The following is a 15653-nucleotide window of genomic DNA, read 5'->3' as shown; positions in this document are numbered from 1 at the left end:
GACACCAGCGACAGACTTCAGGGGGTGGCGACGTTAAAAGTGCGCCGCCCTTTCCGCGTCGAGAACAGTTTGAGTAGAGCAGGCGGGCGCCGCGATGCCAAGGGCGAAGATGCCATGGGCGGAGCGGGCGCGTTTCGGGAGCAATGAATGGCCACGAAGGCAAAGACGCTGCAGGTGAAGGACAAGGAAAAGGACGACAAGGCGGCCGACGCTCCCGAGAAGGACGCCGCCGATGCGCCTTCGCCGTTGCTCGACCTGTCGGACGCCGCCGTCAAGAAGATGATCAAGCAGGCCAAGAAGCGCGGCTTCGTGACCTTTGATCAGCTCAACGAGGTCCTGCCTTCCGACACCACCTCGCCGGAACAGATCGAAGACATCATGTCGATGCTCTCCGACATGGGCATCAACGTGACCGAGGCCGAGGAGGCCGACGACTCCGACGAGAAGGACGACGGCGAGGACGAGACCGACAACGAGCTCGTCGAGATCACCCAGAAGGCCGTCACCGAGGTCAAGAAGTCGGAGCCCGGCGAGCGCACCGACGATCCCGTGCGCATGTATCTGCGCGAGATGGGCACCGTCGAGCTCCTGTCGCGCGAGGGCGAAATCGCCATCGCCAAGCGCATCGAGGCCGGCCGCGAGGCGATGATCGCGGGCCTCTGCGAAAGCCCGCTGACGTTCCAGGCCATCATCATCTGGCGCGACGAGCTCAACGAAGGCAAGATCTTCCTTCGCGACATCATCGATCTCGAAGCCACCTATGCCGGCCCTGAGGCCAAGGGCGGCATGAATCCACAGATCGCCGCGCCCGTGAATGGCGAGGGCGCTCCGGCCGAGGGCGGCGACGTCCAGGCCGCGGTGGCGCCGCCGGCCGCCCCGCAGCAGCCGACCCCGTTCCGTGCCGCGCCGAACGGCGCGCCCGCCGAGGAGAAGGACCCCGGCGAGGCGGCGGCCGAAGCCGACATGGACGACGACGAGTTCGAGAACCAGATGTCGCTCGCGGCCATCGAGGCCGAGCTGAAGCCGAAGGTCGTCGAGACCTTCGACAAGATCGCGTCCGAGTACAAGAAGCTGCGCCGCCTGCAGGAGCAGGACATCGCTAACCAGCTGCAGAGCGAGTCGCTGTCGCCGTCGCAGGAGCGCAAGTACAAGAAGCTCAAGGACGAGATCATCGTCGAGGTGAAGTCGCTGCGCCTCAACCAGGCCCGCATCGACTCGCTGGTCGAGCAGCTCTACGACATCAACAAGAAGCTGGTCTCGTTCGAGAGCCGGCTGATGCGCCTGGCCGACTCCCACGGCGTGGCGCGCGAGGACTTTCTGCGCAACTACCAGGGCTCGGAGCTCGACCCGCGCTGGCTCAACCGCGTCTCGAAGCTTTCCGCAAAAGGCTGGAAGAACTTCGTCCATTACGAGAAGGACCGCATCAAGGATCTGCGCCAGGAGGTGCAGGCCATGGCCGCGCTCACCGGTCTTGAGATCGGCGAGTTCCGCAAGATCGTGCACTCGGTGCAGAAGGGCGAGCGCGAGGCCCGTCAGGCCAAGAAGGAGATGGTGGAAGCCAACCTCCGTCTGGTGATCTCGATCGCCAAGAAGTACACCAACCGCGGCCTGCAGTTCCTCGACCTGATCCAGGAAGGCAACATCGGCCTGATGAAGGCGGTCGACAAGTTCGAGTATCGCCGCGGCTACAAGTTCTCGACCTACGCCACCTGGTGGATCCGGCAGGCGATCACCCGCTCGATCGCCGACCAGGCCCGCACCATCCGCATCCCCGTGCACATGATCGAGACGATCAACAAGATCGTCCGCACCTCGCGCCAGATGCTCAACGAGATCGGCCGCGAGCCGACCCCGGAGGAGCTCGCCGAGAAGCTCGGCATGCCGCTCGAGAAGGTGCGCAAGGTCCTGAAGATCGCCAAGGAGCCGCTCTCGCTCGAAACCCCCGTGGGTGACGAGGAGGACTCTCATCTCGGCGACTTCATCGAGGACAAGAACGCGATCCTGCCGATCGACGCCGCGATCCAGTCCAACCTGCGCGAAACCACCACCCGCGTGCTGGCCTCGCTCACCCCGCGCGAGGAACGCGTCCTCCGCATGCGCTTCGGCATCGGCATGAACACCGACCACACGCTGGAAGAAGTCGGCCAGCAGTTCTCGGTGACCAGAGAGCGTATCCGCCAGATCGAAGCGAAGGCGCTGCGGAAGCTGAAGCATCCGAGCCGGTCAAGGAAGCTGCGGAGCTTCTTGGATAACTGATTGACGTTCGATCTTTGTCGTCATTGCCGGGCTTGACCCGGCAATCCATCGAGACATCAACGGCGGGCCGATCGGTCCGCTGTTTTCGTTTGCGCCCGGACGAGCGAAAACAGGCGGGGTTGTGTAATGCGTGGCCATGTTTGGAGTTACTTGCGCGAATGCCGTGCATTCCAACGACGCTCGAAAGCCTCCTGCGAAATCTCTTCGGGTACAAACTCGGGATCTCTCGCGATTTCGGCCAGCGGAGGAACGGGGATCGAGCCGAGTCGCGTGCCGTCGGTTGCTTCGGTGGCGCTTGCGAATCCCACCGTGCCATCGCGAAATATTTCGAGCTTGCGCGTTTCAAAGCGCTCCCGATCGAGCTCGCTCCACAAGTCAACTGGCTCATCCTGAAAGTCGTGAAGCCAGCGCACTCGTATATAGATGTTCTCGCCCATCCTTGGGATCATGCACCGCGAACAACCTCTGCGAACCATATCATGTGTAGCAATGGTAGGGGTGGGCAAAGGCGAGGCTTGCTGTGTCGACTTGCGCCATCGCTGCGTGCGCCGTGCCCACCGATCACGGGCGCCGCACTTGATGGTGGGCACGCGCCGCCTAGCGGCGTCGCTTTGCCCACCCTACGGCACCGGGGCTGAGCCACTTTCATCGTCGCCGCGGAACCGTGCGTTGGATTGTCGCTGCAGAAAAGTCAGCCTTCGCACGTCCGCACGTGTCCGCGCTGCGGCGGGAAGAGACGGAACTTTACGCTGACGCGGCATGACACGCGGCTGCTAGTCATCGGTGTCCTCACCGATCCGGCCTTCCATGCAGCACGACGAAGTCTCATCATCTGTTTTCCACGCGCCCACCAGCTCTGCCGCGATCTGGGCGCCACTGCGTCCCTTCATTGCCGCCGAGGCGCGACTTGCCGCGCGGGCGGCTGCGACGCCCTGGACTGGGGGCCTCTACGAATTCCTCCGCTTCGGCGTGAAGCAGGGCTGGGCCTGCTTGTTCGGCGGCATCGCGGTGGCGCTGATGCTGCTGACGTGGCAGTTCTATCCGGCGACCGCGCCGCTCGCGCGCTATGATTTCCTCTTTCTCTGCATGCTCGGTGTTCAGGCCGCATTGCTCGCCACAAGGCTCGAGACCTGGGAGGAGGCGAAGATCATCCTGATCTATCACCTCGTCGGGACAGTGATGGAGCTGTTCAAGACCGCGACCGGCTCCTGGATCTATCCCGAGCCAAGCCTCATCCGGCTCGGCGGTGTGCCGCTGTTCTCCGGCTTCATGTATTCCTGCATCGGCAGCTATCTCTGCCGCGTCTGGCGTCTCTTTGATTTTCGCTTCACCGGCCATCCGTCGCGGCGCGGGCTGATCGGCCTGAGCGCGGCCATCTACTTGAACTTCTTCACTGACCACTATGGGCTCGATCTGAGGCTCGTGCTGTTCGGTTGGGCTACGCTGCTGTTCGCGCCCGCGACGGTTCACTTCAAGGTCTGGCGCGTGCACCGCGCGATGCCGCTGCTGCTCGGGCTTTTCCTGGTGTCGCTGTTCATCTGGCTATCGGAGAACGTCGGCACCTTCACGGGGGTCTGGCTCTATCCGCAGCAGGCGCATGGCTGGACCATGGTGTCGCCGGCCAAGCTCGGGTCGTGGTTCCTGCTGCTGATCATCAGCTACACGCTGGTCAGCCTGATCAACCGGCCGAGGGAGATGAACGCTGGCGAAAGCGCTCTGTTGCCGGAGCGCCAGAAGCAAGCCGCATAGCGCGCTGCCGTAGGGTGGGCAAAGATGGTGGGCACGCGCTGCGCGCTTTGCCCACCCTACGGCGGCGCGGCTGATCTACTTCTTCTTCGCCCCGACGCGCTCCAGCGACTTGATCTGAAGCGGCGGGCGGCCGGATTTTTCGGCGATGTCGCGGTCCTGCTCCATGATGAAGCCACGGGCGGGCTCGTCGCCGTCGAGGCCGCCGAGCAGCTCGGCCGGGACGCGGCGGTTGGAGCGCTGCGAGCCGTCCTCGTAGGTCACGTTGAAGAAGGCGAATTCGCCTTTGGGATTGGAGCCGGGTTTTTTCGCCATGGAGGCGCTTTACGGCGGCGGGGCCTGTCCGGTCAATGCAAGAAAATGCTTATCCGCTGCCCGAATTTGACTTTTTTGTCATATGGTTTTCGCGGAATCGGCAGGGCGGCCAGAGCGATCACGGACCGGCCGGCAGGGTCCCGAAACTCCTCGATTTTGCCGGATGAAAGTGCGTTCATCGTGGACGTCTCACCCCGCCGCGAATGCAGCCCATGTCGATGCCCCAACTCACCATCTGGTACAACACGCGCTGCCCGGTCTGCGACGCCGGCATCGACTGGCAGCGCAACAAGCTCCTGGCGCTGGTGAAGTCGGGGCGGGTCGTGTTCAAGGACATCAACGAGGAGCCGCAGGCGCTGGCTGAGTTCGGTGTCGACGTCGACGACGTCCGCCGCCGCCTGCACGCCACCGACGAGGAGGGGCAGCTGATCACCGGCGCCGACGTGGCGCTGCTGCTGTGGGCGCTGACGCCCGGCGAGGGCTGGCTCGCCACGCTGTTCGGCAACCGCCTGGTGCGCCCGCTGACGCGCTTCGGCTACGACCGGTTTGCGGATGTGCTGTTCGCCTGGAACAAGCGCAGGGGGCATTGGTGAGGCGACGATTGAGAGGATATCGCGCCGAGCTCAGCTTTTCACCTCTCCCCGCAAGCGGGGCGAGGGAGCGCACCGTCTGTGCAGCAACAGTTCGACTCTAACGCCGCCGCACCTTGACCTGGGCGTGCACCCGCGTGCCGCCGTGCGGGCCGTCGTCATCATCACTGCGGCCGAGCGCCATGATCGCAGTGCCCATCGCGGTCGAGCCGAAGGTGACGAAGAACGAGCCGAGCAAGAGACCGATGGCGACGACGGGCGAGTGGTCGGCGAAGATCAGGTGACGCAGGCCCCAGGGATCGAGCAGCAGCAATCCGCCGACCAGCACCACGGCCATGCCGAGGCCGAGCGCGAGGTTGATCGCGAGCAGGCGGAACAGAGGGATCTGGAGCAATCGGCGCTGGCGTTGATTGTGCTGCATCGGCGATCTCCCGATGGGATCGTGAACGACAATGATATCGTAGCATCGACGGCGGCAGGCTCAAGGCCCGAGCCGCCTTGGGGCGGACATGGCTGTGTCGCGGCGAGGGCGCGTCGTTTCGGGACAGGCTGGATCGAACGTGAGGTGCGGAGAGGGTGTTGCTTGCCGTTGTTGCCTGCTGACCTCGTCGGGATATCGGGATACGAGCCGTGCACGCCGTCAATCCGGGACGCTCGCGCCAGCGAGCGAACCCGGAATCTCGAGCTTGGTATGCAGATGCGTTCCTCAGCTCCAGATTCCGGGTTCGCTCTCTCCGCGGCAAATCAGCTTTGCTGATTTGCTGCTACGCGAGCGCCCCGGAATGACGGAACAAGGCGAAAGCGCCATGCTCAACACCACGGACTCAAAACGACGGCCGCCTCTGTCGCGTAAACCTCGGCCCACCGCAGCCCTCACGCCGCCTCGCCCTCCGCCACGCCATGCTGCCTGGCGATCACGCTCTGCCAGACGCTGGCGATGGCACGTTGCGTCTCCGGGGCGATCAGGCAGTGGCCCTCATTGTCGAAGCCGCAGAAGCGCACCGAGGGATCGCGCCTCACCTCGATCAGCGCCTTGTTGATCATCTCCAGCGACGCCATCACCTGGCCGATGTTCTGCAGCCGCGTGTGATGCAGGATGTCGATCAGGCGGAACATCATGATCGGCGGCTGGCCCATCGCAATGCCCGGCCGGCCGAACTCGAAGAACACGTTCACCGCCGGCAGCGCGCTCTGGATCTGCGCCAGGACCTTCGCCGCATCCTCGACGCTGCAGGCGACGAGATGCGTGCTCTGGGCGGGGAGGGCAGGCGTCGGCGGCGCCTCCGGGCCGAGCCCGAGGCCCGACAGCACCTGATGCTCGATCCAGCGCCGCACCTCCGGTGGCGCCGAGCGGATCTGGTCGGCAGATAGCGTAATCCCGATCATGGCGTCGTCTCCATTCCGGCCGTGGATCTTAGGGAGCCATGATGGCGCGGTGTTGACGAGGATCAAGCGGGGGTGATGGAAGCTGCAGGCAGGGGGTGATCACGCATCGTGCCGCGTGCGCGGTGTGCGCCTCTCCCGCAGGCGGGAGAGGGTGCGCACCGGCTCCGTGATCGGCGCTTTGCGGCACGCCGCCGCAGTTTTGACGCGAGCATTTCGCCCGTGCCATGATCGCGCTGCACTTGGAATCACGAAGCTCTGAACTGACGAAGGATCCCGCATGCTCTTGCGTCGTCTTGCCGTGCTGCTCGCGGCCTCGTTCTCGGCCCTCTCAGCGGCAAGCACCGCGCAGGCGGCGCGCTGCGGCGGCGATTTCAATACCTTCATCGCGGGCGTCTCGGCGGAGGCGCAGAGCGCCGGCGTCTCAAGCGGCACGATCAGCCAGGCGCTGTCGGGCGTGACGCTCGATCCGGCCGTGCTCGCCTTCGACCGCCGCCAGCGCTACACCTTCAACAAGAGCTTCGAGCAGTACGTCTCGACCCGCGTCGGCGCGGGCCGCATCAATGGCGGCCGTGCCATGCTGCAGCGGCACGCGGCGCTGCTGTCGCGCATCGAGCAGCAATATGGCGTGCCGCGCCAGATCCTGGTCGCGATCTGGGGGCTGGAGACTGATTTCGGCAAGGGCGACATGGGCAAGCTGCCGGTGATCCGCACGCTCGCGACCTTGGCGCATGATTGCCGCCGCACCGAATTGTTCCAGGGCGAGTTGCTGGCGGCGCTGAAGATCGTCCAGCGCGGCGATCTCACTCTGCGCGACCTCGTCGGCGCGTTCGCCGGCGAGATCGGGCAGACCCAGTTCCTGCCGTCGTCCTACATCAAATACGGCGTCGATTTCGATGGCGACGGCCGCGTCGATCTGCGCCACTCCACCGCCGACGTGCTGGCCTCGACCGCGAACCTGCTGCACAGCAACGGCTTCAAGATGGGCGCGCCCTATGACGAGGGCTCGGCCAATTTCGAGGCGATGCGCGAGTGGAACAGGGCGGTGATCTACCGCAAGACCATCGGCTACTACGCCGATCAGTTGATCGGGCGGTAGCGCTATCCGTCGCTCGCGACGTGCGCCAACGCCGCGTAGGCGTGGCGAGTGACGGGGATCGCTTCAGAGGAGACGGGTCATGTCGCAGTCGCCGCCACGACCGTTCGCCGCGTTCGTTACCCGGGTCCAGCGCCAGAACGGGCTGCGCGCTGTGATCACCTCGGCCTATCGCCGCGCCGAGCCGGAGTGCATCGGGCCGCTGCTCGATCTCGCCGCGCTTCCGGAGGAATCGTCGGCGCGAGCGGCCGATCTCGCGCGCGATCTCGTCCTGCGTCTGCGCGGCAAGGCGCAATCCGGCGGCGTCGAGGGACTGATCCACGAATATTCGCTGTCGAGCCAGGAGGGCGTGGCGCTGATGTGCCTGGCCGAGGCGCTGCTGCGGATTCCGGACACCGCGACGCGCGATGCGCTGATCCGCGACAAGATCGCGACCGGCGATTGGCGCGCCCATATCGGGCACAGCCCGTCGTTGCTGGTGAACGCGGCAACCTGGGGCCTGATCGTCACCGGCAGGCTGACGGCCGCGGCAAGCGAGGATAGCCTGGCCTCGGCCGTCACGCGGCTCATCGCTCGCGGCGGCGAGCCGATCATCCGCAAGGGCGTGACGCTCGCCATGCGCCTGATGGGCGAGCAGTTCGTTGCCGGGCAGACCATCGACGCGGCGTTGTCCAACAGCCGGCCGTGGGAAGCGCTGGGCTTTCGCTACTCCTACGACATGCTCGGGGAGGCGGCGACGACGGCGGACGACGCCGCGCGCTACTTCGCGGCCTACGAGACGGCGATCCATGCGATCGGGCGGCATTCGGCCGGTGCCGGCATCTACGAAGGGCCGGGCATCTCGATCAAGCTCTCGGCGCTGCATCCGCGCTATGTCAGCATCAAGCGCGGCCGCGTCATGGACGAGTTGCTGCCGCGGCTGAAGCGGCTGGTGCTGCTCGCGCGGCGATACGACATCGGCCTCAACATCGACGCCGAGGAAGCCGACCGTCTCGATTTGTCCCTCGATCTGCTCGAGGCGCTCTGCCTCGATCCCGACCTCGCCGGCTGGAACGGCATTGGCTTCGTCATCCAGGCCTACCAGAAGCGCTGCGCCTTCGTGGTCGATTGGCTCATCGACCTCGCGCGGCGCACGCGGCGCCGGCTGATGGTGCGCCTCGTCAAGGGCGCCTATTGGGACAGCGAGATCAAGCGCGCCCAGGTCGATGGTCTGGAAGACTTTCCGGTCTTCACGCGCAAGCACCATACCGACGTGTCGTACCTCGCCTGCGCCCGCAAACTGCTGGGCGCGCCGGACGCCGTGTTCCCACAGTTCGCGACGCATAATGCGCGGACGCTGGCATCGATCGTGGAGATGGCCGGCTCCAGCTACGAGCGCGGCCAGTACGAATTCCAGTGCCTGCACGGCATGGGCGAGCCGCTCTACGAGGAGGTCGTCGGACCCGCACGGCTCGGCCGCCCGTGCCGCATCTACGCGCCGGTCGGTTCGCACGAGACGCTGCTGGCCTATCTGGTGCGGCGGCTGCTGGAGAACGGCGCCAACACCTCCTTCGTCAATCGCATCGCCGATCCCGCCGTCTCCGTCGATGATCTGATCGCGGACCCCGTCGCCGTCGTTCGCAATTCGGAACGTCCGGGCGCAGCCCACGACAAGATCAGGCGTCCGCCCGACCTGTTCGGCCCGGGCCGCGTGAACTCGGCCGGATTCGATCTCTCCGATCAGCGCGCGCTGGCGCGTCTCGGCGAAGGTCTGGTCACGAGCGCGAGCCTCGATTGGACGGCTGCGGCGCCCGGAGCGACCACCAGCGAAGGCGCGCGCCGCATTCGCAATCCCGCCGATCGCCGTGACGTCGTCGGCGCGGTCAGGGATGCCGCGCCTGCCGAGATCGAGGCGGCGCTGTCGCGTGCGGCGAACGCCGCGCCGGCCTGGGCCGCGACCAGCCCGCGCGCGCGCGCCGCATGCCTGCGTGCCGCGGCCGAGGCGATGGAGGCGCGTCGCCTCGTCCTCATCGGCTTGATCGTCCGCGAGGCCGGCAAGACCTTTGCGAACGCCGTCGGCGAGGTGCGCGAAGCCGTCGATTTCCTGCGCTATTATGCGGGCGAGATCGAACGTCTCTCCGAGGGCGATAGTCCCGACTCGCTCGGCCCCGTGGCCTGCATCAGCCCGTGGAATTTTCCGCTCGCGATCTTCACCGGCCAGGTCGCAGCCGCACTCGCGGCCGGCAATCCGGTGCTGGCGAAACCTGCCGAGGAGACGCCGCTGATCGCCGCCCAAGCGGTTCGCATCATCAACGAGGCGGGCGTGCCGGCGGATGTCCTGCAATTGCTGCCGGGCGACGGCCGCGTCGGCGCCGCGCTGGTCGGCGATCACAGCGTGCAGGCCGTGATGTTCACGGGATCGACCGACGTCGCGCGGCTGATCCAGAAACAGCTTGCCGAGCGCCTCACCGTCCATGGACGGCCCGTGCCGCTGATCGCCGAGACCGGCGGCCAGAACGCGCTCGTCGTGGATTCCTCGGCGCTCGCCGAGCAGGTTGTCGGCGATGTCATCGCTTCCGCCTTCGACTCCGCTGGCCAGCGCTGTTCGGCGCTGCGCATCCTCTGCCTGCAGGCAGACGTCGCCGACCGCATCCTGTCGATGCTGCGCGGCGCGCTGCGCGAGCTCGAACTCGGCAATCCCGCGTCGTTGTCGGTCGATGTCGGCCCGGTGATCAGCGGCGAGGCCCGCGACGCGCTCGATGCGCATGTCGCCACGATGCAGGCGCGCGGCCATGCCGTGGAGCGGCTGCCGCTGCCGCCGCAGGCGGCGCATGGCACGTTCGTCGCGCCGACCATCATCGAAATTGGCAACATCTTCGATGTCGAGCGCGAGGTGTTCGGCCCCGTGCTCCACGTCCTGCGCTACCGTCGCGAGCAGCTCGCTGACCTCATCGACGCGATCAACCTCACCGGCTATGGCCTGACCTTCGGCATCCATTCGCGCATCACGGAGACGATTGCCCGCGCCTCGAGCCACAGCGCGGCGGGCAACATCTACGTCAACCGCAACGTGATCGGTGCGGTGGTCGGCGTGCAGCCATTCGGCGGCTCCGGCCTGTCGGGGACCGGGCCGAAGGCCGGCGGTCCGCTGTATCTGCGCCGGCTGTTCGCGATGCCGCCGCGCCAGCGGCTCGTGGCGTCGCAGTCTGACGCGGTCTTGCGCTCTTATCTCGACGGGTTGCGCGCCAGCGGACACGCCGAGGCGGCGCTGGCGTGCGAGGCGCATGGGCCCCAGGTGCTGGCCGGGCTCAAGATCGAGTTGCCAGGACCCGTCGGCGAACAGAACATCTATCGCATCACCGCGCGCGGCGTCGTCGCCGCACTGGCGCGAAGCGAGCAGGCGTTGCTGGTCCAGATCGGCGTCATTCTGATGACCGGGAACGACGCGTTCGTCGAACGCGCCAGCCCTGCTTGTGCCGTGTTGGGACCGCTCGCCAGCCGGCTGCGCGGCCGCCTGCGGATCGTCGACAGCTGGCGGGCTCTCGGCGATCTGCAGGCCGTGCTTGCCGACGGCGAGGCGGATGAATTGATCGCGCTCGGCCGCGACCTCGCCACGCGCCCCGGACCGATCGTCCTGCTCGTCACGCCGCGCGCCAGCGACGGCTGCTACGATCTCGACCGGCTGGTCACCGAAGTCAGTCTCTCCACCAACACCGCGGCCGCCGGCGGCAATGCCAGCCTGATGTCGATCGGCTGAGAAGACAGGTATTCCGTCCCGGGCTGGCTCGAGGCCGCAGGACAGGATAGGGGAGAACACCGTCATCGTCGGCCCGCTCCGCCCGCTGACGCACGCTTCGTACAGATCGAGGACACCTTGATGTCGACCATCCTGTTCAAGAATGCCGCACTGCTCGACCCGCTGCAGCCCGACCTGCTCGAGGGGCAGCACGTTCTGGTCGAGGGCAATCTGATCAAGGAGGTCTCGGACAAGCCGCTGCAGACCAGCGCCGATCAGACCATCGACCTCGAGGGCAAGACGCTGATGCCCGGCCTGATCGATCTGCACGTGCATGCGATCGCGGTCGAGCTCAATCTCGCACAACAAGTGCAGATGCCGAACGTGCTGGTGACCCTGCGCTCGGCGCTGCTGCTGAAGGGCATGCTGCGGCGGGGCTTTACGACGGTGCGTGACGCCGGCGGCGCGGGCTATCCGCTGAAGCAGGCGGTCGACACCGGCCTCACCGAAGGCCCGCGGCTGTTCGTCTCCGGCCGGGCGCTCAGCCAGACCGGCGGCCATGGCGACATGCGGGCGCGCACGGATTTCCTGTCCGACAACGCACCCTGTCCCTGCTGCGTGCGCGTCGGCGCGCTGGCCCGCGTGGCCGATGGCGTCGACGCGGTGCGCAAGGCGGTGCGCGAGGAGTTGCAGATGGGCGCCGACCAGATCAAGATCATGGCGTCCGGCGGCGTGGCCTCGCCGACCGATCCCGTCGGTGCGTTCGGCTATTCGGAGGACGAGATCCGCGCCATCGTCGCCGAGGCCCGCGCGCGGCAGACCTACGTCCTGGCGCATGCCTACACGGCGGAAGCCATCGCCCGCGCCGTCCATTGCGGGGTGCGCACCATCGAGCACGGCAATCTGGTCGACCTTCCGACCGCGCGCCTGATGGCCGAGAAGGGCGTCTATGTCATCCCGACGCTCGTCACCTATGAGGCGCTCGCCAATGAGGGCGCGCAGTATGGCCTGCCGCCGGAGAGCGTCGCCAAGATCGCCGATGTGCGCGATGCCGGCCTGCGCTCGCTTGGCATCTACCGCGACGCCGGCGTCAAGATGGGCTTCGGCAGCGACCTGCTCGGTCCGTCGCAGCGCCTGCAGAGCGATGAATTCCGGATCCGCGCCGAGATCCTCGGTGCCCGCGAGGTCATTGCCAGCGCGACCGTGGTCGGCGCCGAGGTGCTGGGCATGCAGGGCAGGCTCGGCTGCATCGCGCCCGGCGCCTTCGCCGACCTGCTCGTGGTCGAGGGCAATCCGCTGCGCGACGTCTCGTGCCTGCTCGGCCAGGGCGATCACATTCCGCTGGTGATGAAGGCGGGCAAGGTCCACATCGACCGGCTGAACGCCTGAGGCAACTCGGCGCCGAAATCCACCGGGCCAATGGTCGACAGTCCCAGCGTTTGTGCGCGCTGTCATGCGGGACGTCCATCGTCTCTCCGCCGCCTCGACGCTGCGGGCGCCGACATCTGCGATGAGTGCTTCTTAGAACGCAGTCATTCGGCCTCGCGGCGCTCCGTGCGTCCGAGTTGTGCGGGTCGTTTCGCCCTCATCGACGAAGAGGGCGCAGGGAATGCCGGGAGCTGGCCGCCCCCATGGCCCGCCTGCGAAAAAAATGCAGGCGGCAGGTACCACAGGTTCAACCGAGACATCCCGGCATTCCCCGCGCGATGGTTGGGCGGCTTATACGTCCTCTCCCCGGGGACCGGCTGTCTTGCCCCCGTCACGAACGGATCATCGTCACCGTCCGCTTGGCCTCAGCACCGGGAGGCCAGGACCCTACGATTTCGCCGGCGCATCGGGCTCGTTCGTCCGCACGATTGCTCGCGCTGCGATCCAATGCACCCACCGCATCCCGCACCCACGTCTCGTGACGATCGCGAAGCGCCCCTCATGGCGGGACGGGATACGCATAATCAATCATGTTTTTCTGAAAAACGAAAGTAGAATATTTTCCGTGGGAGGACTGGACAAGGGTGATGTGCTTGAGGCGGTGAGTAAAAATCAGATTTTGGGCGCATCGCATCAGAGGTCTACTTGTCGGTCGTGCGCGCCTGGCTCCGGGCCCGTACAAGTCTCGAGAAGCATATCCGCTCAAGCCCAGCCGGCCGACGTCTTTGGCGGCGGCCGGAAGGTCCGAGAAGGGCGAATTACGGACGTGACGGGTCGCCCGACCGGACTCTGAATGGCCCCGGAGGCTGCCGACTTGCGGCGCTGCATCAAGTCGGCAACTATCCGAGGTACACCAGCTGTGACGCTAGCTCGTTCGGGAAGGCAGCTCGTGACCCAATGCTGACATTCTCTCCGTTGGAGGCATAAACATGGAACGTGCTTTGGCTGAAAAAATGGTTCGCGAGATACTCGCCATGGGAGAGAGCCTCAATCGCCTGAACGATCTGATCGAAGCCCATGTCGCGGAGGGAGGCGTCAAAATGCAGTTCAAGAGAGCTCTGGGAGAGGCAATGGGCAGCGGAGCAGTATTGCTGCTGCCCATCGTAGGCCTACACCCTGATCTTGATCCAGACAAATAGCTTCGAATGATACGCAGCGACCACCCCAGGTCGGCTTGTGGCCCATGGCTGCCGACTTGCGGCACTGCGGCAAGTCGGCAGTTATCTGGGATACACCGACTTTCGGAAGGACAGCCGATCGCCCGCCCGAGAGAAGCCATCAGGCCGTGCCATGTCGGTTATTCGAGGTTGTGCAGAAGAGATCTGCTCGGCATGAGAATTTCAGTCTTTGACCCTGACCGGACGTACGTTAGCGACATATCTCAAGAACACCGCTCGCTAATTCGAGAACCTGTCGAGACCTCTTGGGATTCCAGTTAGACTCGACAATTCCGAGGCGATTTTCGCGGCCTCATTGAAATTAGAACCTTCCACTGGAATTTCATATTTTCCGCCTCGCCCTAATTTCAAATAGATTTTGGCGCAAACAGGGTCCGTGTACTGGACAGCTCCTACTTCGCTGCACTCATCGAACGAGCAACGTGCCGTCACCGTCAGTAAGCGACCGCCTAAGCGTCGTTTTGATATCGTCAAACGACGAGCCACCTGATCTATTTCCGCGATCCATTGGACTGTAGCTCGAAAAACAAGAACGCAAAGAATGACGACGAGGATGACAATTGCTCCGGCCGGATCTCTAGGCGCCGCAATCCCGCTCGCCAACCCTGCTATTGCAAGGACAATGAGAGTGGCGAGAAAGACGGGCGCCCATCCAGGCTTTCCCGAAACAATAGTCAGTGTTTGGATTGATTTGGGCGAGTAATCGTCGAACATTGCATGTCTAATCAGAAGCCGACCGGTTAACCTGAAGATACAGCCGTTTGTCTTTTGCGCAAAGTAGTCGTTATTCCAGACGGGCTACTTCGTTGTCCAAACTAGATTTCCCAGACTTCCGCTCCTGACCCCAGAGCGGATATTAGCGAACGAGCTACTGGGTTGCGCCGTCTACCAAAAGAGAAAAGAGAATCCATCCGCGTTGATATACGATCTCAAGTCCAGATGATGCTGCTATCTTTGTTTACGTTCGACACGTCGCTGAAGCTTTTTCGCTCCGAGCGGCACAGTTGCGGAGAAAGGGGGCGGTTGCGGGTCCGGAACGAGATTGTTGAAGTCGGCGAGGCAGATCGCTTCCCGTGTCTTTGTAGCCGCGCAGATGAGCTTGCCATCAGCCGCGTAGATTAATCTGCCGCGTTGATCTCGATCGGTCCACTCAGCTCCCTCAATTTCCTGGGTCGACTGATGTAAGGGAGCAAGATCGTATTTTCTCTCAAAACTCGTGTCGAAGGCAATGAAGCTGACATTGAGCCCAGCTCCCGGGTGATCTGGATGTGCTGCTACCGGATAAAATCTGAGGACGGCGCTTCGATCGTCTGTAAAGCGTCCGCCTCCGCCATACGTCGTACCCTGGGGCCACAGCCCAAGGGCATGAAGCCAGGGACTCCGGCTGATAGCGCTCCACGCCGACCTGTAGTCAGTTTTCAGTTTGCGTCCTTGATGGATGAACGACAGAAGCAATTTGCCGTCAGGCGACAAATCGCATTTCTCAGGATAGATGCGTCCTTTCAGCCAGGCGCCCGGATGGAACTTATCGTTCTTGGTGTCCCAGCGAACGATATGAAACCAGTCCGACGGACCCCGACGGAAGATGACGGCTTCATGTGCTTCACGCGCAAATATCACAAAAAGACGAGGGGCGACTTTCTTCTGAACCACATTTGCACCCGCAGGCAGAGAACGAAGTCAAATCCCTATGGAGTTGCTCAATGCCGCGAGGAGTATCAAAGTGGCACTATCTTGTGAATACGCCCAATCGGCGCTGGTCCTTACGGGCTTAAGAGACTGTGAATGTCTGCTGGTGGCCCATGGCTGCCGCCCCAGGATGTCCGCGCTGACGGTCGCGACCGGAGGTAACCCGGACATAGTGATCCAGCCCGGTTCGATCGCGAATATCAGCAGCCCTCCACGTCCGTAATGGGCTGAATGCGGACGCCGGGAATTCGGTCGCG

The 15653-nt window shown here is 64.5% G+C and carries 13 protein-coding genes; 7 read left to right on the top strand and 6 right to left on the bottom strand.

The genetic code is table 11. The features are described from left to right. Positions 1 to 147: 147 nt before the first annotated feature. Positions 148 to 2256 (top strand): RNA polymerase sigma factor RpoD, encoded by a 2109-nt coding sequence (gene rpoD / locus QX135_RS13960; RefSeq protein ID WP_315736396.1) that lies wholly within the window; start codon positions 148 to 150, stop codon positions 2254 to 2256. A 146-nt stretch (positions 2257 to 2402) separates the two neighbouring features. On the opposite strand, the gene QX135_RS13955 is transcribed toward rpoD, so the two are convergent. Then, positions 2403 to 2693, bottom strand: coding sequence for a DUF6881 domain-containing protein (locus tag QX135_RS13955; RefSeq protein ID WP_315810606.1), 291 nt, complete (start codon positions 2691 to 2693; stop codon positions 2403 to 2405). A gap of 370 nt (positions 2694 to 3063) precedes the next feature. On the opposite strand from QX135_RS13955, the gene QX135_RS13950 reads away from it, so the two are divergent. Continuing rightward, positions 3064 to 4005: a DUF817 domain-containing protein gene (locus QX135_RS13950; RefSeq protein WP_316181140.1), complete on the top strand. Its 942-nt coding sequence runs from the start codon at positions 3064 to 3066 to the stop codon at positions 4003 to 4005. Positions 4006 to 4080: 75 nt separating this feature from the next. On the opposite strand, the gene QX135_RS13945 is transcribed toward QX135_RS13950, so the two are convergent. Beyond that, positions 4081 to 4317: a hypothetical protein gene (locus QX135_RS13945; RefSeq protein WP_008963614.1), complete on the bottom strand. Its 237-nt coding sequence runs from the start codon at positions 4315 to 4317 to the stop codon at positions 4081 to 4083. Between the two features lie 218 nt (positions 4318 to 4535). Between QX135_RS13945 and QX135_RS13940 the strand changes: the two genes are divergently transcribed. Beyond that, positions 4536 to 4910 (top strand): thiol-disulfide oxidoreductase DCC family protein, encoded by a 375-nt coding sequence (locus QX135_RS13940; protein ID WP_315758818.1) that lies wholly within the window; start codon positions 4536 to 4538, stop codon positions 4908 to 4910. A gap of 97 nt (positions 4911 to 5007) precedes the next feature. On the opposite strand, the gene QX135_RS13935 is transcribed toward QX135_RS13940, so the two are convergent. Together QX135_RS13935 and QX135_RS13930 are read right to left on the bottom strand one after the other, a co-directional pair. After that, a complete protein-coding gene (locus QX135_RS13935; RefSeq protein ID WP_316181141.1) occupies positions 5008 to 5328 on the bottom strand; it encodes a hypothetical protein in 321 nt (106 codons plus the stop codon). Between the two features lie 452 nt (positions 5329 to 5780). Continuing rightward, a complete protein-coding gene (locus QX135_RS13930) occupies positions 5781 to 6293 on the bottom strand; it encodes a hypothetical protein (protein WP_316181143.1) in 513 nt (170 codons plus the stop codon). A gap of 277 nt (positions 6294 to 6570) precedes the next feature. Here QX135_RS13930 and QX135_RS13925 point away from each other — a divergent pair, with 277 nt between their 5' ends. From QX135_RS13925 to QX135_RS13910, 4 genes are all read left to right on the top strand, one after another. Then, positions 6571 to 7389 carry a lytic murein transglycosylase gene (locus QX135_RS13925; RefSeq protein ID WP_316181144.1) on the top strand — a complete coding sequence of 273 codons (819 nt, stop codon included), beginning with the start codon at positions 6571 to 6573 and terminating at the stop codon, positions 7387 to 7389. 79 nt (positions 7390 to 7468) lie between these two features. Further along, the gene (putA, locus tag QX135_RS13920; protein WP_316181145.1) at positions 7469 to 11122 is read left to right on the top strand and encodes a trifunctional transcriptional regulator/proline dehydrogenase/L-glutamate gamma-semialdehyde dehydrogenase; all 3654 of its coding nucleotides are present in this window, start codon (positions 7469 to 7471) and stop codon (positions 11120 to 11122) included. A 120-nt stretch (positions 11123 to 11242) separates the two neighbouring features. Further along, on the top strand, positions 11243 to 12490 hold the full coding sequence (locus QX135_RS13915) for an amidohydrolase family protein (protein ID WP_316181146.1): 1248 nt from the start codon (positions 11243 to 11245) through the stop codon (positions 12488 to 12490). Between the two features lie 968 nt (positions 12491 to 13458). Next, positions 13459 to 13668 carry a hypothetical protein gene (locus QX135_RS13910; protein WP_316181150.1) on the top strand — a complete coding sequence of 70 codons (210 nt, stop codon included), beginning with the start codon at positions 13459 to 13461 and terminating at the stop codon, positions 13666 to 13668. A 258-nt stretch (positions 13669 to 13926) separates the two neighbouring features. Here QX135_RS13910 and QX135_RS13905 read toward each other — a convergent pair whose 3' ends face one another. After that, a complete protein-coding gene (locus tag QX135_RS13905) occupies positions 13927 to 14421 on the bottom strand; it encodes a hypothetical protein (RefSeq protein WP_316181152.1) in 495 nt (164 codons plus the stop codon). Between the two features lie 234 nt (positions 14422 to 14655). Beyond that, a complete protein-coding gene (locus tag QX135_RS13900; protein ID WP_316181154.1) occupies positions 14656 to 15360 on the bottom strand; it encodes a hypothetical protein in 705 nt (234 codons plus the stop codon). Between the last annotated feature and the right edge of the window lie 293 nt (positions 15361 to 15653).

Source organism: Bradyrhizobium sp. SZCCHNR1098 (assembly GCF_032489375.1).
Taxonomy (GTDB): Bacteria; Pseudomonadota; Alphaproteobacteria; order Rhizobiales; family Xanthobacteraceae; genus Bradyrhizobium.
The sequence above is the reverse complement of the archived record's forward strand: the minus strand, read 5'-3'. Positions and strand labels throughout refer to the sequence as shown.

Coding starts and splice junctions, on each gene's coding strand:
- QX135_RS13905 (WP_316181152.1), bottom strand. CDS start 14,421: ATGTTCGACGATTACTCGCCCAAATCAATCCAAACACTGACTATTGTT.
- QX135_RS13935 (WP_316181141.1), bottom strand. CDS start 5,328: ATGCAGCACAATCAACGCCAGCGCCGATTGCTCCAGATCCCTCTGTTC.
- QX135_RS13940 (WP_315758818.1), top strand. CDS start 4,536: ATGCCCCAACTCACCATCTGGTACAACACGCGCTGCCCGGTCTGCGAC.
- QX135_RS13950 (WP_316181140.1), top strand. CDS start 3,064: ATGCAGCACGACGAAGTCTCATCATCTGTTTTCCACGCGCCCACCAGC.
- QX135_RS13945 (WP_008963614.1), bottom strand. CDS start 4,317: ATGGCGAAAAAACCCGGCTCCAATCCCAAAGGCGAATTCGCCTTCTTC.
- rpoD (WP_315736396.1), top strand. CDS start 148: ATGGCCACGAAGGCAAAGACGCTGCAGGTGAAGGACAAGGAAAAGGAC.
- QX135_RS13930 (WP_316181143.1), bottom strand. CDS start 6,293: ATGATCGGGATTACGCTATCTGCCGACCAGATCCGCTCGGCGCCACCG.
- putA (WP_316181145.1), top strand. CDS start 7,469: ATGTCGCAGTCGCCGCCACGACCGTTCGCCGCGTTCGTTACCCGGGTC.
- QX135_RS13955 (WP_315810606.1), bottom strand. CDS start 2,693: ATGGGCGAGAACATCTATATACGAGTGCGCTGGCTTCACGACTTTCAG.
- QX135_RS13915 (WP_316181146.1), top strand. CDS start 11,243: ATGTCGACCATCCTGTTCAAGAATGCCGCACTGCTCGACCCGCTGCAG.
- QX135_RS13925 (WP_316181144.1), top strand. CDS start 6,571: ATGCTCTTGCGTCGTCTTGCCGTGCTGCTCGCGGCCTCGTTCTCGGCC.
- QX135_RS13910 (WP_316181150.1), top strand. CDS start 13,459: ATGGAACGTGCTTTGGCTGAAAAAATGGTTCGCGAGATACTCGCCATG.